General features: G+C 41.4%; 18 protein-coding genes, 1 pseudogene and 1 riboswitch. Of the genes and pseudogenes, 9 read left to right on the top strand and 10 right to left on the bottom strand.

The features are described from left to right. Nucleotides 1-311: 311 nt before the first annotated feature. The 3 genes from PTE_RS22130 to PTE_RS22120 all read left to right on the top strand — a co-directional run bounded on the left by PTE_RS22130 (nucleotide 312) and on the right by PTE_RS22120 (nucleotide 4,637). A complete protein-coding gene (locus PTE_RS22130; protein WP_036850788.1) occupies nucleotides 312-1,421 on the top strand; it encodes a lipase family protein in 1,110 nt (369 codons plus the stop codon). Between the two features lie 443 nt (nucleotides 1,422-1,864). Next, entirely contained in the window at nucleotides 1,865-2,983 is a 1,119-nt protein-coding gene (locus PTE_RS22125) for a lipase family protein (RefSeq protein WP_036850785.1), read from the top strand. A 544-nt stretch (nucleotides 2,984-3,527) separates the two neighbouring features. Next, nucleotides 3,528-4,637, top strand: coding sequence for a lipase family protein (locus tag PTE_RS22120; protein ID WP_036851028.1), 1,110 nt, complete (start codon nucleotides 3,528-3,530; stop codon nucleotides 4,635-4,637). Nucleotides 4,638-4,739: 102 nt separating this feature from the next. Here PTE_RS22120 and dusC read toward each other — a convergent pair whose 3' ends face one another. Next, a complete protein-coding gene (gene dusC, locus PTE_RS22115; protein WP_036850777.1) occupies nucleotides 4,740-5,672 on the bottom strand; it encodes a tRNA dihydrouridine(16) synthase DusC in 933 nt (310 codons plus the stop codon). Nucleotides 5,673-5,675: 3 nt separating this feature from the next. Further along, complete coding sequence (rhlE, locus tag PTE_RS22110; protein ID WP_036850774.1) at nucleotides 5,676-6,965, bottom strand: ATP-dependent RNA helicase RhlE; 1,290 nt, start codon at nucleotides 6,963-6,965, stop codon at nucleotides 5,676-5,678. Between the two features lie 304 nt (nucleotides 6,966-7,269). On the opposite strand from rhlE, the gene PTE_RS22100 reads away from it, so the two are divergent. The 5 genes and pseudogenes from PTE_RS22100 to PTE_RS22080 all read left to right on the top strand — a co-directional run bounded on the left by PTE_RS22100 (nucleotide 7,270) and on the right by PTE_RS22080 (nucleotide 12,985). Beyond that, nucleotides 7,270-7,956: a transcriptional regulator gene (locus PTE_RS22100; RefSeq protein WP_036850771.1), complete on the top strand. Its 687-nt coding sequence runs from the start codon at nucleotides 7,270-7,272 to the stop codon at nucleotides 7,954-7,956. Between the two features lie 16 nt (nucleotides 7,957-7,972). Then, complete coding sequence (gene hlyD, locus PTE_RS22095) at nucleotides 7,973-8,965, top strand: secretion protein HlyD (RefSeq protein ID WP_036850770.1); 993 nt, start codon at nucleotides 7,973-7,975, stop codon at nucleotides 8,963-8,965. 9 nt (nucleotides 8,966-8,974) lie between these two features. Beyond that, nucleotides 8,975-10,709: pseudogene (locus tag PTE_RS22090) on the top strand (ATP-binding cassette domain-containing protein). Continuing rightward, a complete protein-coding gene (locus PTE_RS22085) occupies nucleotides 10,706-11,866 on the top strand; it encodes an ABC transporter permease (RefSeq protein ID WP_036850767.1) in 1,161 nt (386 codons plus the stop codon). Before PTE_RS22090 ends, PTE_RS22085 begins: the two are co-directional and overlap by 4 nt. A gap of 12 nt (nucleotides 11,867-11,878) precedes the next feature. Then, on the top strand, nucleotides 11,879-12,985 hold the full coding sequence (locus PTE_RS22080) for an ABC transporter permease (RefSeq protein WP_036850766.1): 1,107 nt from the start codon (nucleotides 11,879-11,881) through the stop codon (nucleotides 12,983-12,985). Between the two features lie 154 nt (nucleotides 12,986-13,139). On the opposite strand, the gene PTE_RS26765 is transcribed toward PTE_RS22080, so the two are convergent. The 7 genes from PTE_RS26765 to moaA all read right to left on the bottom strand — a co-directional run bounded on the left by PTE_RS26765 (nucleotide 13,140) and on the right by moaA (nucleotide 17,799). After that, on the bottom strand, nucleotides 13,140-13,448 hold the full coding sequence (locus PTE_RS26765; protein ID WP_241826138.1) for a hypothetical protein: 309 nt from the start codon (nucleotides 13,446-13,448) through the stop codon (nucleotides 13,140-13,142). Between the two features lie 96 nt (nucleotides 13,449-13,544). Then, a complete protein-coding gene (locus PTE_RS26760; RefSeq protein WP_241826137.1) occupies nucleotides 13,545-14,036 on the bottom strand; it encodes an MFS transporter in 492 nt (163 codons plus the stop codon). Nucleotides 14,037-14,706: 670 nt separating this feature from the next. Further along, entirely contained in the window at nucleotides 14,707-15,417 is a 711-nt protein-coding gene (locus PTE_RS22070) for a Bax inhibitor-1/YccA family protein (RefSeq protein ID WP_036850764.1), read from the bottom strand. Between the two features lie 179 nt (nucleotides 15,418-15,596). Beyond that, entirely contained in the window at nucleotides 15,597-16,052 is a 456-nt protein-coding gene (gene moaE, locus PTE_RS22065; RefSeq protein WP_036850762.1) for a molybdopterin synthase catalytic subunit MoaE, read from the bottom strand. 3 nt (nucleotides 16,053-16,055) lie between these two features. Beyond that, complete coding sequence (gene moaD, locus PTE_RS22060) at nucleotides 16,056-16,301, bottom strand: molybdopterin synthase sulfur carrier subunit (protein ID WP_036850760.1); 246 nt, start codon at nucleotides 16,299-16,301, stop codon at nucleotides 16,056-16,058. After that, complete coding sequence (moaC, locus tag PTE_RS22055; RefSeq protein ID WP_036850758.1) at nucleotides 16,298-16,777, bottom strand: cyclic pyranopterin monophosphate synthase MoaC; 480 nt, start codon at nucleotides 16,775-16,777, stop codon at nucleotides 16,298-16,300. The genes moaD and moaC overlap by 4 nt, the downstream gene beginning before the upstream one ends. Nucleotides 16,778-16,815: 38 nt before the next feature. Next, the gene (gene moaA, locus PTE_RS22050) at nucleotides 16,816-17,799 is read right to left on the bottom strand and encodes a GTP 3',8-cyclase MoaA (protein ID WP_198539194.1); all 984 of its coding nucleotides are present in this window, start codon (nucleotides 17,797-17,799) and stop codon (nucleotides 16,816-16,818) included. Continuing rightward, a riboswitch (molybdenum cofactor riboswitch) is annotated at nucleotides 17,786-17,931 on the bottom strand. (Overlaps the previous gene by 14 nt.) Before the next feature lie 258 nt (nucleotides 17,932-18,189). Between moaA and yvcK the strand changes: the two genes are divergently transcribed. Next, a complete protein-coding gene (yvcK, locus tag PTE_RS22045; protein WP_036850754.1) occupies nucleotides 18,190-19,098 on the top strand; it encodes a uridine diphosphate-N-acetylglucosamine-binding protein YvcK in 909 nt (302 codons plus the stop codon). On the opposite strand, the gene uvrB is transcribed toward yvcK, so the two are convergent. Beyond that, on the bottom strand, nucleotides 19,099-21,108 hold the full coding sequence (gene uvrB, locus PTE_RS22040) for an excinuclease ABC subunit UvrB (RefSeq protein WP_036850752.1): 2,010 nt from the start codon (nucleotides 21,106-21,108) through the stop codon (nucleotides 19,099-19,101). Nucleotides 21,109-21,357: the final 249 nt, after the last annotated feature.

The raw sequence follows: 21,357 nt of genomic DNA, 5'->3' as shown, positions 1-21,357 counted from the left end.
TGCAACCCTATGAATCATTTTTATTCGGGGGGGAAGTGGGTGCGGGAATGTCGGCTAAAAGATAATTCCCATATCGTTATATTTCACAATCCCACTTATCCAATTTGCTTTCAATTTATTAATCAACACTCTTTTTTATCAGACAAAGTGATATAAAATAATACAACGCATATATTTGACAAATTTAAATATTATTATTAATTTAAAATTCAACTCTAAATTTATCTAAACAGAAAATTAAAAGGGTTGAGTATTGATACTTTAATCAGAAAATAATATCAGAATCTATATAATAAAAATGGAGAGTAAAAATGACTATTTCTCTTAGAGACCAAAAAATAAATCTCGCACTCAGCTTTATCAGTGGTGCAGGCAGTATAATAACAAAAAAATCTGAACCGGCTATCGTTTCGGAAAATATTAAAGAATCATTGGAAAAAAGTAAAGTGACGGCCAACAGATTCTCTATCGTTTGGGGACCGGCTGTTTTCCGGGTTAATAATGGGGAAAATTCTAAAGATAACAAAGACGATCATGTTTTATTTATTGTGAAAAATCGCAGATTCCCATATGACTATCGAATCGTTATCCGGGGATCATGGTCTGATGTTAACTGGCAGGTTGAAAACTTTGCGGTACATGAAACGGTAAATTGGTCACTCTGGGATCCTAATATCCCTGAAGAATTCAAAGACGCTAAGATTTCTTATGGAACACACTTAGCATTAGATTATATTGTTAACCAAGCAAAAAGTAACAATACACCAGGCTATGATGAATCACTCATTGACGCAATTGATAAAATTGCCCTGGAAAAAGGAATACATAATATTACCATCACCGGGCACAGTTTGGGAGGTGCGTTGGCCTCTACTCTTGGCGTATATTTAAAACGATTATATATTAATAAGGGAAAAAGGAATATTCGTATTAACGTTTGTGCTTTTGCCAGCCCAATTATCAGTAATAGCACTTTTGCATCTTATATTGAATCTGTTTTTAACCGTATATCAACAACGAATTATAAAAGTCACTTTTTAAGGATCCATAACCGTAAAGATATTATTTCCTTAATTTGGCACCTGAATGGATTAGAAAAGATACCAACTATCTATGAACCATTAATTAAAATAGATGAGAAATTAATTAATAAATTTAACAAGATCGTCCTGATTGTGAAAGATAAAGGTTACACAAAACTCACGCCAGACTTACCTTTCACAACACCGATTTTAGAATCATCACCAGATTTAAATAATCAGGTCATTTTTCAACATATTAAAGCATATGCGTATAAATACGGCATGAATTTAGTTGAAGTGAATGACGGCACTCAACCACCTATTGATGATATTGTCGTTATTAACAGTAATCTATCTCAAGATATTGTCGCCTATTTCTTGCTTATACCGCTTCCTTAATTTAAGATAACACTAATAGTGTATAATTTGGTTATATTAGATCTGTGTTTTACTTAACAAAAATGGGGCCTTTATTAAAGACTCCATTAATTTAAACAATCGTCACTTAAATATATAAATAAAATTGCTCTTATTTATATATCATTAAAATATTATCAATTCATTATCATTTGTTTTGTAATAACCCATAATAATATTCACGTATAATTAGTACATATATAATTATTATGGTTTGTTTTAATTTCACAAAAAATAATTCATATTTTGACCAAATAAAATAATATAAGAAAATTCCATGTACCTATTTGACAGATCTAAAAGTTATTATTAACTTTAAGTTTAATCCTGTTTTTATCTGAATGGAAGACTAAAAGAATTAAATCTTAAATTTTAAACTGATAGCTCGAATTAACACTTATCATATGAAAAAATAGGGAGTGAAAATGTCTATTTCTCGTGAAGATCAAAAATTAAATCTCGCACTGAGCTTTATTATTAATTCTGGAGGCATAAAAACACCAAAACCAGAGCCGGGCATCGTTTCGGCAAATATTCAAAAATCATTGGAAAGCAGTCAAGCTACAGCAAATAAATTTGCTATTGTTTGGGGACCCGCAGTGTTTCGAGTTGGTAGTGCTGATAAGGAAAAAAGTGTTATAGATAAGAAGGATGATCACGTTTTATTTATTGTACAAAGTCTCCATGATTCAAATGATTATCGCGTTGTCATTCGGGGATCATGGTCTGATATTAACTGGATTAATGAAGACCTGATTGTCTGTAAAACTAAAGACTGGTCAAAATGGGATCCAAAAGCGCCTGAAAATGCTAAGATTGCTTACGGAACAAATTTGGCATTAGGTTATATTATCAACCAAATAAAAAGCAACAATCCTCCGGGTTATGGAGAATCGCTAACTGACGCCATCGATAAAATTGCCCTGAAAGAAGGGATACAAAATATTACCATCACAGGACACAGCTTAGGAGGTATACTAGCTTCTACCCTTGGTTTATATCTAAAGAGACAGTACCTTGATAAAGGAAACGATAATATTCGCATTAATGTTTGTGCCTTTGCCGGCCCAACTGCCGGTAATGATATTTTCGCCTCCTATTCTGAATCTATTTTTAATGAAGCATTATCAGCTGGTTATGCAAGTGATTTTATAAGGATTCATAATAGTATAGATGTCGTTCCCCTGGCCTGGTATATAAATGGGTTGGAGAAAGTTAAAGCTATTTATCCAATATTAACAGCAGCAGTTAATGCTCTTATTCTTCTTGTCCAAGATAAAAAATACACGCAAATTTTCCCAGATTTACCCTTTCATTCAGAAATTCCGACGATACCGATAAAGTCCCTCGAAGACTTATTTACTAACATAGGAAATCAACATATTCACGCCTATCACAAAGAGTATGGACTGAGTTTCACAGTCACTAATGACAGTTCAAACCCACCCACTGATTACGATATTGTTGTGATTAACGATACCCTATTGCAAAGTATTATCGATCTGCTCTCGTTTTTAATCAAAGGTAAAATCAATATCACATAATTTTATCCTATACCCTATAGATTTCAAGATGCATCGCGACGGCAAGGGAGCGAATCCCCGGGAACATAGCAAACTCTGTGACCGGGGTGAGCGAGTGCAGCCAACAAAGAGGCAACTTGAAAGATAACGGGTATATCATATCTATTTTTTAATTAGCAATAATGGGGCCTTTATTAAAGGTTCCATTAGTTTCAATAAATCATTCTTAAATCTAACAAGGAAATTATTTTCTCTACATATCACCAAAATAACGCCATCCCATTATCACTCGACTTTGTAAATACCCATATAAATTATTTTCCACAGGTAATATTACAAAATCATAGCATAATTTTTATCACTTATTTTAAAGTTCATTGTAGATAATTTATTTTGTTAAATAAAATAACATTAAAAAATTATATACTCTCATCCGACAGATTTAGAGATTATTGTTAACCTTAATTCTGTTTTTATTTGAATTAAATACCAAAAGCATTGGTTATTGATGTTTAAGTTGAAACATCAGATCAATATTTATCATATTAAAAATTTGGAAGTAAAAATGACTATTTCTCTTAAAGATCAAAAAATAAATTTTGCGTTAGGCTTTATTATTAACTCAGGAAGCTTAATAACCTCCGAACCAGAACCCACTATCGTTTCAGAAAATATTCAAAAATCATTAGCAAGTAGTAAAGCAACAGCAAATAGATTCTCTCTCGTTTGGGGACCTGCTGTCTTTCGTGTAGGCAGTGTTGACAAGAAAACAAGTGTTGCCGATAAGAAAGATGATCACGTTTTATTCATGGTGAAAGATCTCAAAACCCCAAATGACTATCGAATTGTTATTCGCGGATCATGGTCTGATGTCAACTGGTATGATGAAAATTTTAATGTGGGTAAAACTGAAAACTGGTCAATTTGGGACTCAAAAGCCCCGACAAATGCAAAAATTTCAAAGGGAATACACGTAACGTTAGACTATATTATCAACCAAATAAAAAGTAATAACACGCCTGGTTATGGGGAGTCACTGATCGATGCAATTGATAAAATTGCTCTGGAAGAAGGGATACAAAATATTACTCTTACAGGGCACAGTTTAGGCGGTGTAATGGCTTCTACTCTTGGATTGTATTTAAAGAGGCGCTACCTTGATAAAGGAAACAATAATATTCGTATTAACGTTTGCTCCTTTGCTGCCCCAACTGCCGGTAACGATATTTTTGCATCCTATACCGAGTCTGTTTTTAACGGAATATCTCTACCGGCCTATGAAAGTAAATTTCTCCGGATCCATAATCGTACAGATATCGTTACTCTAGCCTGGTATACAAAAGGATTAGAACAAATTAAAGCTCTCTACCCAATATTATATCTGCCCGTTAGCGGTTTTCTCTTACTAGTGAAAGATAAAAACTACACCCAACTTTTTCCAGATTTACCTTTCACTACACCTATGTTAGATCCTTCTCCAGGTTTAATTGAACAGATCGTGTTCCAACATATCGACGCATATGCCAAAGAGTATGGTATGAGTTTCATTAAAATTAATGATAGCTCTAATCCGCCGACTAATTATGATATTGTTGTGATTAATGATGGCCTTGCCCGCAATATTAATTATCTTTTTTCATCTATGATTCAAGATGGAGCAGCCGATACCCGATAATCTTATCCTAAATTGAATTTTTCTTGATTTAACAAAAATGGAACCTTAATTAGAGGTTCCATTTATTGCAATAAGCATATTGAGATGGTTATGATAATATTGTCACATCAAAGAGATCACACGTGCTATATCAGCAGACGTTTTCAGCTTCCTTATCTCCTCAAAGAGTGTTATCGCTTCTTCATACTCTTTCCGCAAATAACCAAGCCACTGTTTAATCCGGGCAACATGATATTGTCCGGTATCACCTTGCTTTTCCAACCGGACATATTTTTGCAGTAATTGAACCACTTCCTGCCAGGCCATTTTTGGTTCGTTATATTTCACAACCCGACTCAAATTGGGAACATTAAGCGCTCCCCGCCCAATCATGACAGCATCACAGCCTGTAACTTTTATACAATCCTGCGCACTTTGCCAATCCCAGATCTCACCATTGGCAATCACCGGGATAGCAAGGCGCTGACGAATTTCACCAATCGCTTGCCAGTTAATGCGTTCCGCTTTGTAACCATCCTCTTTGGTTCGCCCATGAATCGTTATTTCCGTCGCACCCGCTTGTTGTACTGCATCAGCAATTTCGAATTGCCGATCACCACTATCCCAACCCAGGCGAACCTTAACCGTCACAGGTAAAGGAGAAGGTACAGCTTCACGCATCGCTTTTACCCCCTGATAAATCAGTTCAGGATCTTTCAGCAACGTTGCTCCACCGCCACTACCATTGACCGTTTTTGACGGGCAACCGCAATTTAAATCAACCCCACAGGAACCTAATTCAACCGCCCGTGCCGCATTTTCTGCCAACCATTGCGGATATTGGCCCAAGAGCTGAACCCGCACCAAGGTGCCGGACGGTGTCCGGCTTTGGTTACGTAATTCAGGGCAAAGCTTATAAAACGATTTTACCGGCAACAGGCTATCGACAACCCGTAAGAACTCTGTAATGCACAGATCATACTCATTGACTTCACTCAGAAGTTCCCTGACCAAAGAATCCAGCACCCCTTCCATCGGAGCCAGCAAAACCCGCATTGACTAACCTCTGGCACTAGACGCTTTATTTGATGCATCAGCATGATTACGGCTGCGCTGACGCGAAGGTGCTCCAGAACGGCGATGGCTATTTTTCTGCCGATCATCGCCACGCCCCTGGCGACCATTCTGAATAGGTTCAGCCTTGATGGTTGGATCTGGCTCATATCCAGGAATCGCCATACGGGGAATCTCCCGTTTCAGCAGGCGTTCAATATCTTTCAGTAACTTGTGCTCATCAACACATACCAAAGAAAGTGCCTGCCCTGTCGCATCTGCCCGACCGGTACGCCCAATACGGTGGACATAATCCTCAGAGACATTAGGTAGTTCAAAATTCACCACATGAGGCAATTGATCAATGTCCAGACCACGGGCAGCAATATCTGTCGCTACCAGCACCCTGATGCGGCCATCTTTAAAATCAGCCAGCGCACGAGTTCTGGCCCCCTGGCTTTTGTTACCATGAATGGCTGAAGCAGTTACGCCATCCTTATTTAACTGTTCTGCCAGACGATTTGCACCATGTTTGGTACGGGTAAAGACCAAAACCTGTTGCCAGTTACGGCTGCCGATCAGGAAAGAAAGCAGCTCCCCTTTACGCTTTTTATCGACAAAATGGACAAATTGTTCAATCTGTTCAGAAGCGGAGTTACGGCGTGCAACCTCAACACTGACAGGATCATGCAATAATTTATTGGCTAAATTTTTGATATCGTCAGAGAAGGTGGCAGAAAACAGTAAATTTTGCCGTTTCGGGGGCAACTTATTCAGTACCCGACGGATATCATGGATAAAACCCATGTCCAGCATACGGTCGGCTTCATCCAATACCAGAATTTCCACTCGCGACAAATCAACCGCATTCTGGTGTTCAAGATCCAGTAAACGACCTGGTGTCGCGACCAAAATATCAACACCACCACGTAATTTCATCATCTGAGGGTTAATACTGACACCACCAAAAACCACCAGAGAACGAAGTCTGAGGTGTTTGCTGTAGTCGCGTACATTTTCACCAACCTGAGCAGCCAATTCACGGGTTGGTGTCAGGACTAACGCTCTGACCGGCCTGCGCCCTTTCATCTGAACAGGGGAATCATTGAGCCGTTGCAGCATGGGTAAAGTAAAACCCGCAGTTTTACCTGTGCCTGTCTGAGCGCTCGCCAATAAATCTTTACCTGCTAATACAACAGGGATTGCCTGCTGTTGGATTGGGGTTGGCGCTGAATAACCTTGTTCTTCAATGGCACGCAAAATATCAGCACTTAAGCCAAGTGATTCAAAACTCATAAATAAGAAATACTCCAGACTTCACCATTCCTGAACTACATTCAGGGGCAGTTTTATGGGAAGAAAATCAGACGCGGTAAATACCACAAAAGGAAAAAACACAAACTGCAATGCTCCATATCCTGACTATTATACCAGATATACTTTCTAATAATGCAACTAAAACTACAGGTATTTGCGCCGTAGTTTTCATGATCCATGACATTTTTATGCAATTTACATTGATTTACTATAAGTATAGAGTTAGCTATTTGATTGATATTTTGTTTAAGTCTTTTGATTATTTCCAATAGGATTCATGTCCATGTCAGTCAACAACATCCAAACCCCCAGAGGCGAGCAAGCCAAACAACAGCTACTCGAAGCCGCTCTTGAAATTTTCGGTAAATCAGGATTAACCGGCGCGACAACCAGAGAAATCGCATTGCGCGCTCAACAGAATATTGCAGCTATAGCTTATTATTTCGGTTCTAAAGAAGGGCTATATCAGGCAGTTGCTCAGTATATTACTGACACAATCAAGACTGAGTTCACTCATCTTTTTAAAGAGATTGATGATTTTTTTTCATCATCAGCACCTTACTCACCAGACAATATATTGAGGATGATTCACGAAGGATTTCTTGGCGTTAACCGACTGATGATTGAAAAAGAGAGCATTAATATCAGCCGAATTATGGCCAGAGAGCAACTCGCACCCACTGATGCTTATACCCTAATCCATGAGCAGGCACTGGCACCTCTCCACAACAGATTAAATAAACTGATCGCCAGCTATATCGACGCCGATGAACATCAACTTTCTACTATGCTCCATACTCACGCTCTGATGGGTGAAATTATCTCTTTCCGAATGGCGCAGGAAACCTTATTACGTCAGACAGGCTGGAATAATATCGGGCCAGAAGAATACAAATTAATTGATCAGATCCTCATCCAGCATATCGATTTATTACTGAATGGACTGAAAAAACATAACTCAAATAAATAAAAGAACAAGGAATATCATGTACAACAAGAAACTCACCCTCGCAATACTGGTCGTTGCTGTTATTCTTGGCTCAATTTTAGGAAGTTACTACTATCAAGATAAAAATGATAAAACGCTGACACTCTACGGCAACGTAGATATACGCACTGTCAATCTCAGCTTCCGGGTTGGTGGTAAACTTGCCAGCCTGCAAGTTGATGAAGGTGATGTTATCAATGCTAATCAGGTGATCGGCCAGCTGGACAATGCGCCATTTATTAACGCGCTCAATAAAGCGAAAGCCACACGCGATAGCGCTAAAGCACGTCTGGCTATGATGGAAGAGGGTTATCGCACGGAAGAAGTTGCCCAAGTACGTTCAGAAGTGACACAACGTGAAGCCGCCTGGCATTTTGCTGATAGTTTCTTCAAACGCCAGCAAGGGTTATGGCAAAGTAAAATGATTTCAGCCAACGAGCTGGACAATGCCAAAACTAACCACAATCAGGCGCTGGCTGCTTTACAAGCGGCGAAAGATAAACTGAATCAATTTGAAACCGGCTACCGTAAAGAAGAAATTACAGAAGCCAAGGGCCAGCTTGCTCAAGCCGAGGCGGCTGTTGCTCAGTCTGAACTGGATTTACAAGATACTCACCTGACTTCCCCCTCATCCGGCACTATCCTGACCCGTGCTATTGAACCGGGCACCATGCTGGCGGCGGGCAATACCGTGTTTACACTTTCTCTGACCCATCCCGTTTGGGTAAGAGCCTATATCAGTGAAAGCCATCTTGGACAAGCAACACCAGGACGTGAAATTTTACTCTACACTGACAGCCGTAAAGATCAGCCCTATCACGGTAAAATCGGCTTTATTTCACCGACAGCCGAATTTACACCAAAGAATGTAGAGACACCTGATCTGCGCACCGATTTGGTCTATCGGTTACGCATTATCGTTACTGACCCGGATGATTCCCTGCGTCAAGGTATGCCGGTTACCCTGCATTTTTCTGATTCAGATGTATAAGGGGCTGTGATGAACAGCTCTGCATATACGATAAGGTTAGAAAAGGTAGAGAAAACGTTTCCTGGCCTGAATAATCCTGCGGTATCTAGCTTGACCGCAGAGATCTACGGCGGCTCTGTTACCGGGCTTGTGGGGCCGGATGGGGCAGGAAAAACCACGCTGATACGCATGTTGGCTGGTTTACTGAAACCAGATAGTGGTTCTATTGAAATAATGGGGCTTGATCCGATTAAACAGGGTGTACAAGTGCGCTTTGAACTGGGCTATATGCTTTTTAAATTTGGCCTGTGTGCGGACTGACGGTTTTAGATTCGTGACTCTGTATGCATTTCTGCGTGGTGTACTGGGTGATGAACGTAAAAAAACCTATGAGCAATTACTGACTTTTACTGACCTGACCCAATTTACCGGACGACTGGCGGGCAAGCTTTCAGGCGGCATGAAGCAAAAACTGGGGCTGGCCTGTACTCTGCTCGGCAAACCCAAAGTTCTGCTCTTGGACGAACCTGGAGTGGGTGTTGACCCGATAGCCCGCCGCGAACTCTGGCGGATGGTTCATGAGCTGGCAGATGATGGCATGCTGATCCTCTGGAGTACTTCCTATCTGGATGAAGCAGAACGGTGCCGCGATGTCCTGTTACTCAACCAGGGGAAATTACTCTATAACGGGCAACCACAGAAACTGACCCAAACAATGTCCGGACGTTCTTTCCTGCTTGGCACCAAACAGCATTCCCGCAGAAAAACGCTGCAACGTGCTCTTACTTTGCCACAGGTAACCGATGGCGTGATTCAGGGAAAATATGTCCGTCTTATTCTTAAACCTGATGTCCTGCCGCAAGAACTGCTTAATCAGCTTGCACTGCCTGATGCTGAAATCATGACAGCGGCTCCCCGCTTTGAAGATGCTTTTATTGATTTACTCGGCGGTGAGCCTGCCCGCCGTTCGGAACTGGCGGAAATCATGCCACAGATTGAAGCTAATCCCACAGAAACGGTGATTGAAGCACAGGATTTAACCAAGAAATTTGGTGATTTTGCTGCCACTGATCATGTTGATTTTCAGGTGAAACGCGGAGAAATCTTTGGCCTGCTTGGGCCTAACGGTGCCGGTAAATCCACGACGTTTAAAATGATGTGCGGACTCATGGTGCCGACTGAGGGTAAAGCGCTGGTATTGGGGATGGATTTGAAAACCAGTTCCGGGAAAGCCCGTCAGCATCTGGGTTATATGGCGCAAAAATTTTCACTGTACGGTAACTTGACGGTCGAACAGAACCTGAAATTCTTTTCAGGCATTTATGGCCTGCAAGGACGCAGACAAAAAGAGAAAATCGACGGGATGGTCGAATCCTTCAATCTCAAATCTGTTTTACATCAGACAACCGACAAATTGCCATTGGGATATAAACAACGCCTTGCCCTTTCCTGCTCACTGATGCATGAACCCGATATTCTGTTTCTGGACGAACCGACTTCGGGTGTCGATCCGCAAATACGACGTGAATTCTGGTTACATATCAATGGCATGGTAGATAAAGGCGTCACCGTTATGGTGACCACCCACTTTATGGATGAAGCAGAATATTGTGACCGGATAGGGCTGGTATTTCGCGGTAAACTGATTGCCGCCGGCACACCGGACGATTTGAAACAGTTGGTCGCTACCGATGAAAACCCTGATCCATCAATGGAACAGGCATTTATTGATCTGGTCGTTAATTACGATGAGGAGCCGCAATGAGCAATCCAAAGCAACATGCTCCACAGAAGGCTGTTCGCTTCTCCTGGTGGCGACTGAAAGCACTTTGTATCAAAGAGACAAAACAGATCTTACGTGATCCCACCAGCGGGTTAATTTCTATTGTCATTCCACTGATCCTGTTATTTATCTTCGGATACGGCATTAATCTCGATTCCAGCACAGTCCGCATTGGTATTCTGGTGGAACAACAAAGTGAAGATGCCCGTGAGTTAATACAAGCTTTTGCCAGCTCGCCCTATATTGAACCTAAAATCAGCGATAATCGTCAGCAATTAATTAATATGATGCAATCAGGGGAGATACGTGGGCTGGTTGTCATTCCTGTGAATTTTGATGCTCAACTTGCCCGCTCTGATGGTAAAGCACAAATTCAAATCATTACTGATGGCAGTGAACCGAATACCGCAAGCTTTGTACAAAGTTACGCCAAAGGCGTATGGCAGATTTGGTTGCAACAAAAGGGACAGGATCAGGGAAACACGGCTAATCCATTGATTGATATGCAAATCCGTTATTGGTTCAATCCGGCAACCATCAGCCAGCATTTCATCATCCCCGGCGCAATCACCATTATCATCACCGTCGTTGGTGCCATTCTGACATCATTGGTTGTTGCCCGTGAATGGGAGCGCGGTACGATGGAAGCCCTGCTTTCCACCCAAATTACCCGTACCGAATTACTGCTTTCCAAACTTTTGCCTTATCAAGTGCTTGGATCGCTCGCCATGACGCTCTGTATGCTGGTGGCTGTATTTGTGCTGGGTGTCCCCTATCGAGGCTCGCTATGGGTATTGTCTGCTATCACCAGTCTCTACCTGGCCACTGCCCTTGGTATCGGGCTTTTAATCTCCACCATTACACGCAACCAATTTAATGCGGCAATGATAGCGTTGAATGTCGCCTTTCTGCCTGCAATTATGCTTTCCGGCTTTATTTTTGAAATAAACAGCATGCCTGCGTTTATTCAGGCAGTGACCTATTTCATCCCTGCCCGTTATTTTGTCAGTAGCCTGCACACGCTCTTTCTGGCTGGAAATATCAGTACGGTATTGATGATAAACCTGTTACTGCTGATTGCTTCCGCGATTTTGTTTATTGGTCTGACTGCATGGAAAACCCCGCGACGCCTGGATTAAGAAGGAATTACCATGTTTTATCGTCTTTACACACTGATTATTAAAGAATTACAGTCTCTGCTCAGAGATCCGCAGACACGAGCCATATTGGTGATGCCGGTTATCTTTCAGATGATCCTATTTCCACTATCAGCAACACTTGATGTCACTAACGCGACCATTGCTATTTTTGATGAGGACAAAGGCAAAGCTTCTATCGAGCTGACTCAACGGTTGGAAAAATCAAAAGCATTTCCTGACGTGATATTATTGACCCATTCACAAGAGATCCAGCCAATCATCGATCACCAAAAAGCCTTACTACTGGTCCGTTTCCCACAAGATTTCAGTGCTAAAATTGCCAGCCATGATCCCGTTTCTCTTCAAGTGCTGTTAGATGGCCGTAATTCTAACAGTGCTCAAATTGCTGCCGGCTATATCCAGGAAATTGTCCTGAATTATCAACAGGAGCTAATGGGTAATATGCCGAAAGCCAATAACAGTGAATTGGTGATCCGCAACTGGTATAACCCCAATCTGGATTATAAATGGTTTGTCGTACCTTCTCTGGTTGCACTGATTACCACGGTCGGGATATTAACGGTCACTGCATTGTCAATTGCCCGCGAAAGGGAACAAGGCACCCTGGACCAGTTACTGGTTTCACCTATGACCACTTGGCAGATTTTCATTGGCAAAGCGGTTCCTGCTGTAGTTGTGGCTACTTTTCAGGCAACTTTAGTGCTGGCTATTGGTATCTTTTGCTATCAAATCCCATTTTCCGGCTCACTACCGCTGTTCTACTTATCCATGTTGATATACAGCTTATCGCTGGTGGGATTTGGCTTATTAATCTCTTCTCTTTGTTACACTCAGCAACAGGCATTTATTGGTGTATTTGTCTTTATCATGCCTGCCATCTTGATCTCCGGTTATATTTCTCCGGTTGAAAATATGCCGGGATGGTTACAAGATCTCACCTGGATTAATCCTATCTGGCATTTTAATGACATAACCAAGCAGATTTATCTTAAAGATGCTGATTTCACTGTTATCTGGAGAAGCCTGTTGCCCCTTCTGGCGATTACTGTCACAACCGGTAATCTTGCCTATTGGTTATTTCGACGGAAAATTGCCTAAGTCAAGGAATAGAAATGAAATATGTAACCTACCACCAAAATATCGGTGGTAGACACCTGTAACATTACGAACAATCAGAGTATTTTTATACAGATGTTAACCAATTGAGCCGACATCAAAGAGAAACCAGACTGTAGCTTATACATGATAATGATCATTTCTCAGATTTTTTATTAATTTTATAAAACAGAAATAGTGAAAATGATGACAACACTATTATCGTTAAAGGAAGCATATAAGATTCTTTATATGAAAAAAGACCGGTTACACCACCAACAAACGCGGCTATGATTTGATGAATAAAACCAATTAATGCCATCACAGAAGAACCTGTTACAGAGGTTTTATCTGAGGCAATAGATAAACTGATCGGGTAGTTTATCGCTTGCCCAAGAACAACTAAGAAATAAGCACTGTATAGTATTATCTCCAGAATTCCTCCCACAATACTGCCAACAAACATGACTACACCACCAATAAGAATTAAAATTATTCCTATTTTGATGAGATTAGATCTACCGCAACATACTATGTATCGATTTAAAATTATCGTTCCAAGTCAATAAGACATACTGATTGGAATTCTTATAATACCATATTCGCTTTCCGACCAACCAAAATTAAACTTAAAAATCAATGGAGCCATAATATTAAATGATATAATTGCACCATAGCCAATCCCACCAATTAAAACTGCATATATATAATGTTTGTTTTTTAACAGATTGCTATAGTTATATACTGAATTTTCTTCATTTTTACTATGATTATATTTTTTTGCTGGCAACAACAACATTGAAATTAATGACCCCAAAGCCAAAACATAAAATATATATTTCCATCCCAAAATAGTCAGTATAACAGAGCCTATTGATTGCCCAATTCCCAAAGAAATGACAAATGCTATAGATAAGTAAGATAATGCTTTTGCCAACTCATCTCCTCTAAAATTATCACGCAAAATTGATCGGGCAATAACAGAAACTCCACCAGCTCCAATTCCCTGAAAGAATCTAATTAAAATCAAAGAATAAATATTAGTTGAATACACTTGGGAAAATGATTTTAATGAGAAGACTTAATATGGGGCATGAGATTTTTATCCCCTCTCCCACAACAAAATTATCTTCTTTACGCTACACTTATTGGGGAATTTAAAGTGACACTCTCTTGATATAAGGATTCTCGCTAATAATTTTCTTATAATTTATAAATTTATTATTATTCATGTAATAAATCCCATTGAATTCTCTTGTGAGAATATCGTGAATTATGGCTCCTATATAATAAAATTTCCCTTTGTAGCAATTTATATTCTCATGAAAAAAATCAGAAATCAATTAATCATAAATAATTTATATAAAAATCCATATTAACCATTGTAATTACATTACTTATTTAATAATAACAAAATATTATTATACTTCAGTAAATATGAATTACGTGTAATTAATCCACATTCAAAACATGCTTCATAGGCGTTTCTCACCATTAACAACTAAATGAATTTGAGAGAATCACTAAGCATAAAGAATAACTACTCTTGTTATTCAGATATTATTAATTCAATAAACACTCTTTTTGATATAAGCGTCAGCACAATTCACAAAAATATAATCGTGAATTTTTAGACCAATAAATCGATATAATTCTTTGTTATTAGAAAATAAATCTAAAACTCAGTGTAGTTAAAGTTATTTTAACTACACTGAAAATATCAATTAACGGCGATCGCCAAAAATACGTAGCAGCATCAAGAACATATTAATGAAGTCCAGATACAGGGTCAGCGCGCCGACAATAGAGAATTTACGCAGACTCTCTTTATCATTCACATCCAGATTTTCACCCATCTCTTTCAGTTTCTGAGTGTCATAAGCGGTCAGGCCCGCAAAAATAACCACACCAATGTAGGTTATCGCCCACATCAACGTTTCACTCTTTAACCAATAGTTAACCAGAGAAGCCAGAATGATGCCGATAAGCCCCATAAACAAGAAGCTGCCAAGGCCACTCAGACTACGCTTGGTGGTATAGCCGTAAAAACTCAGTGCACCAAACATGCCTGCGGTCACGACAAAAGTCGTCGCAATGGAACCACCGGTGTATACGATGAAAATACTGGAAAGCGTCAGCCCGGTCAGAGCTGAATACAGCATAAACAACCCTGTCGCTAATGAACCGTTCATACGGTTAATCAAGCCGGAAAGAACGAAAACCAGTCCCAATTGAGCAATAATCAGCCCATAGAAAACAATTGAGTTTGAGAAAATAAATGCAATTACAGCGTGACTTTGTGACGCATACCAAGCCACAAACGCCGTTAACAACAAGCCACAAGTCATCCAACCATAAACTTGGGCCATATAAGTTTGCAGGCCGGTTCCAGCCTGCTGGATTATAGAACCATTTGAGCGTGGATAACGATCCATGGCGCTTACCTTCTATGACAGTGTTTAGAAATTCAGGCTGTTTAATATCAACAACCCACTCAAGTTTTATACATTATCACAGAATATAATCAAAACAATTAACCATTCAATAATTACTTGTATAGCCGTTCATCTATCTGATCAGTTTTCGAAGCGTTTCGCAGAAATAGAAAATACCTTCACAACCAACGTCTCGCTGCTTCTTGATCACTCTCGCGGGATTCAACCCAACGTGCACCCTCAGACAAGGACTCTTTTTTCCAGAAAGGTGCCTTTGTTTTCAAATAATCCATAATAAATTCAGCCGCTGCAAAAGCCATATGACGATGGGCGCTTGTCACACCAACAAACACAATTTCATCACCAGGGTAAAGCGTACCAATCCGGTGGATAACGCTGATACGCTGCAATGGCCAGCGATCCCGTGCTTCGGTGACAATATTTTGTAACGCTTTTTCCGTCATTCCGGGATAGTGTTCCAGTCTCAGGACACTCACTCGGTCACCCAGATTATGATGACGGACTTTACCCGTGAAAGTGACAATAGCCCCATCTTCATCACACTGAGAAAGCCATTGATACTCATCTCCTACACTGAAATTTTCCGGGCCAACAAAAATGCGCGTGTTTTCCATTAATTACCCTCCAGTCACCGGCGGGAAAAAAGCCACTTCATCACCATCCTGTAATGGATGCCCACCATGAACAAAAGTTTGGTTTACTGCTGACAGGAGTTTTCCATCTTCCAGCGCCATCGCCCAACGCTCACCTTTTAATATTAATGCCTTTCTCAAGCCATCAACGGTTGGGTAATGATTATCCAGATCCAGTGAATCAGTACCGACCAGTTCACGTACTTGAGCAAAAAAGAGTACTTTAATCATTCTTCCACCTTAAAATGCCCTAATCGCCCACCCCGTTTCTCCAGCAAACGAACCGGCCCAATGACCATATCTTTCTGTACGGCTTTACACATATCATAAATAGTCAGCGCCGCGACGGATGCCGCTGTCAGCGCCTCCATTTCAACGCCGGTTCTTCCTGTCAGACAGCAGCAGGATTCAATTCTCACCCGGTTATATTCTGTCTGCGCTTCCAGCTGAACTTCGACTTTCGTTAGCTGTAATGGATGACAAAGCGGAATTAATTCCCATGTGCGCTTCGCCGCCTGAATACCCGCAATCCGGGCGGTTGCAAACACATCACCTTTGTGATGGCTGCCGTTAATAATCATTGCCAGTGTTTCCGGCATCATTTCAATAAAAGCCTCTGCCCGCGCCTCACGTTCTGTTTCGGCTTTAGCAGAGATATCAACCATATGGGCTTCACCAGTAGAATTAATGTGGGTCAATTGAGACATTCTTTGCTCCTGAAAAAACAACAATACCAAGCAGTAAATTAACCGCCGATGACAGAAAGATTTGGGGTGATACCGCTGTCCCCCTGATGAAGGAAATGGGTTTCCCGTTTATGACGCAGCCCCCCCTGAATACGCAATTTCAAATCATTGAGTTGCTCTTCACTCGATAACAAATCACGCAGTGGTATCCCTTGTTCGCCAAACAGGCATAAGTGAAGATTACCTATTGCGGAAACACGTAAGCGATTACAACTCCGGCAGAAATCTTTCTCATAAGGCATAATCAGACCGATTTCCCCTTGATAATCAGGATGGCTAAAAACTTGTGCCGGACCATCACTGCGTGAGCGTTGAAGCTGATGCCAGCCGTCGTACAGCAAGCGTTCCCGGATAGTTTCGCCAGAAATGTGGTATTTGCGAAACATTTCGCCGCCATCACCGGTTTCCATCAATTCAATAAATCTCAATTGGATAGGACGATCTTTTATCCAGTACAGGAAAGCCGGCAAGCTGATGTCATTGACGTTTTTCATCAGCACCACGTTGACTTTCACTTTACTGAAACCCGCTTCAAATGCCGCATCAATACCACGTATCACCTGAAAGAATTTGTCCTGTCCGGTAATAGCATGAAACTGACGGGGATCAAGCGAGTCCATACTGACATTCACTGCGGTTAAACCTGCCGCCTTCCATTCGGCAACATTCCGTTCCATCCGATAGCCATTGGTGGTTACAGCAAGGGTTCTGATTAACTTATTTTCACGGATAACAGAAATAATATCCGTGAAATCACGGCGCATGGTCGGCTCCCCCCCCGTCAAACGGATTTTCTCTGTACCAAGATCGGCAAACGCCCGACCAACAAGACGGATTTCAGGTAATGTCAAAAAGGAGTGATGCCCGCGGGGTTTATAACCATCCGGCAGGCAATACGTACACCGGAAATTACAGACATCGGTAATTGACAGCCTTAAATAATAAAATTTACGGGCAAAAGCATCTACGAGTTGTTCCACAATAACACCTTTCCAAATATGGGAGATGCAAGCATTTCTGCCCTACATCCTGGTGACTCAGTGGTCACGGCCAAAGCATCATATCGCTGTGTAAAACGGTGACTTAGACGCAGAGGCTAGGAGTTAATTTCAGTATCTATGGTTTAATGCAAAACGACATTCTCAATGTCAATTCTAGCGCTTAAGCAAGAAAAATGCGAACATCCACTTTCGTTATATAATTTAATATACAATGACTTAGCCAATGTCAGAACAAATAGCAGACAGTTCTATTGGTGTTGATTAATTAAAATATTGCGCCAAATCACGGCACTTTTTCGGTTAATCGTGTTTTATAATAAATTACGCTAAAATTACTCGGTCAATATAAGTTCAGTCAGCAACAGGAATTCTATGCGAAACCGCACATTAGCCGATTTAGATCGGGTAGTTGCCCTCGGTGGAGGCCATGGCCTTGGGCGCGTTATGTCCTCTCTTTCATCATTAGGCTCTCGCCTGACAGGTATTGTCACCACGACAGATAATGGCGGCTCAACCGGCAGGATCCGGCGCTCTGAAGGCGGTATTGCCTGGGGAGATACCCGCAATTGTTTAAATCAGCTCATTACCGAACCCAGCGTTGCATCAGCAATGTTTGAATACCGTTTCGGTGGTAATGGGGAACTGGCAGGTCATAACCTGGGTAATCTGATGCTTAAGGCGTTGGATCATCTGAGTGTCAGACCTCTTGAAGCGATTAATTTAATCCGCAGCCTGCTGAAAGTGAATTCTCATCTTATTCCCATGTCTGAACAGCCAGTTGACCTGATGGCAGTAGATGATCAAGGCAATACCATCTATGGCGAAGTCAATATTGATCAGTTGCATTGTATTCCACAGGAGTTGATGATTTACCCTCCAGCTACGGCGACAAAAGAGGCGCTGGATGCTATCACTCAGGCGGACCTGATTATTATCGGGCCTGGAAGCTTCTTTACCAGTCTGATGCCATTACTTTTACTTGAAGATTTAACTCAGGCACTGCGCCGCAGCAACGCCAGTATGATTTATATCGGTAATCTTGGGAAAGAATTAAGTACCGCAGCCGCTGGATTAACACTGAAAGATAAATTGGAAATAATGGAAAACAAAATTGGCTGCCGGATAATCAACGCGGTCATTGTTGGCCCCTGTACAGATATCAGCGAACTTAGCGACCGGATTATTACTCAACAAATACTGGAAGCACAGGATATTCCCTACCGCCACGACCGTGAATTACTGCATCAGGCGTTAGAAAATACCCTGCAAAACCTTGGTTAATTAAGAATTGGCAATAAATTGCTCACGCAATGCCTGAACCTGATCCCGAACACTCGCCGCTTGCTCGAATTCAAGATCCTGCGCATGCTGGTACATTTTCGCTTCCAGCCCGCGGATTTTGTTTTCCAGCTCTTTGGCGGATAGCTTGCTAAATTCTTCCGGCGCAACCACCACCTTACTTCTGCCCTTCCCTTTGCTACCCGCAGACTGACCAATTTGCAGAATATCACTGATCTTCTTATTCAGACCTGTTGGAACAATGCCGTGCTCTTGATTAAATACTTGTTGTTTCGCACGACGACGTTCCGTCTCACCAATCGCTTTCGCCATTGAATCGGTGATCTTATCGCCATAAAGAATCGCCTTGCCATGCAAGTTACGCGCTGCACGCCCAATAGTTTGAATTAATGAACGCTCAGAACGCAGGAAACCTTCTTTATCAGCATCAAGAATTGCCACCAGAGAAACCTCTGGCATGTCCAACCCTTCTCTCAACAAGTTAATACCCACTAATACATCAAACTCACCTAAACGAAGATCCCGAATAATTTCCACCCGTTCGACAGTATCAATATCTGAGTGCAAATAGCGAACCCGCTCACCGTGTTCTTCCAAATATTCAGTTAAATCCTCCGCCATTCGCTTGGTCAGCGTAGTGACCAGCACCCGCTCATTTTTCACCGCCCGAATACGGATTTCAGACAGTAAGTCATCAACTTGAGTGGTTACCGGGCGAACTTCTATTTCAGGATCAAGCAAACCGGTAGGACGCACCACCTGTTCCACAACATCCCCACCAGATTTTTCCAATTCATATTTACCCGGTGTGGCCGAAACATAAATTGTCTGTGGAGCCAGTGCTTCAAATTCTTCAAATCTCAGCGGACGGTTATCCAATGCGGAAGGCATACGGAAACCATATTCCACTAACGTTTCTTTACGAGAACGATCTCCTCGGTACATCCCACCGATTTGCGGGATTGTCACGTGTGATTCATCCACCACTAACAGTCCATCAGCAGAAAGATAATCAAACAGTGTCGGAGGTGGTTCTCCTTCTGCACGTCCGGAGAGGTAACGGGAGTAGTTTTCAATGCCGGAGCAATAACCCAATTCATTCATCATTTCCAAATCAAACTGGGTACGCTGAGTAATACGCTGTTCTTCCAACAACTTACCGTTTGCCAACAGTACCTTGCGCCGTTCCTCAAGCTCAACTTTAATCTCTTCCATTGCCTGAATAATACGCTCACGGGGAGTCACATAGTGAGTTTTCGGATAAACAGTATATCGTGGAACATGATATTCAATTTGTCCCGTCAGCGGATCAAACAGTGATAGCCGTTCCACCTCATCATCAAATAACTCAACACGCAAAGCATGCTCATCAGATTCAGCCGGGAAGATATCAATCACTTCACCGCGTACCCTGAATGTCCCCCGCTGAAATGCCTGATCATTACGCGTATATTGCAATTCAGCCAAACGCCGCAGAATAGAACGTTGATCGATAATCATCCCATTGGTCAGGTGGAGCATCATTTTCAGGTAACTGTCCGGATCACCCAAACCATAAATAGCCGATACAGATGCAACCACGATGACATCCCGCCGCTCCAGCAAAGCCTTCGTGGCGGATAAACGCATTTGTTCAATGTGCTCGTTTATTGAGGCATCTTTTTCGATAAAAGTATCGGAACTGGGAACATAAGCTTCAGGTTGGTAATAATCGTAATAAGAAACAAAGTACTCCACCGCATTCTCTGGAAAAAATTCCTTCATTTCACTGTAAAGTTGAGCTGCTAGTGTCTTGTTTGGCGCAAGTACCATTGTTGGCCGGTTTAAATTCGCTATCACATTAGCAATAGTGAATGTTTTACCTGACCCCGTTACGCCCAACAGAGTCTGGTGGGCAAGCCCGTCCTCCAGCCCTTCCTGCAATCGGTGAATAGCCTCTGGTTGATCACCACCCGGTTGGAAGTCAGAATGTAATTTGAACACCTTACTCATAGATATCTCACTTTCCTGGCATTAAGCCGCCTATAATACTGGATAAAAAACCAGCTTCAAGTCAGTTTTGTAAAAACCGGCTCAATTTAGGCTATTTCCCTATTAATTAAATATTGGTTGACATCAAAATAAATACTACGTTATCCCCAAAATCACCTTGATTTTTTCATTTTTTATATGATCGACTGAAAGGTGACAACACAGGGCGTCATCACCGGCCAGACAAGGCTTGATTTTAGTTATCTTATT

This window comes from Photorhabdus khanii NC19, from assembly GCF_000517265.1.
GTDB classification, from domain to species: domain Bacteria; phylum Pseudomonadota; class Gammaproteobacteria; order Enterobacterales; family Enterobacteriaceae; genus Photorhabdus; species Photorhabdus khanii.
The sequence above is the reverse complement of the archived record's forward strand: the minus strand, read 5'-3'. Positions and strand labels throughout refer to the sequence as shown.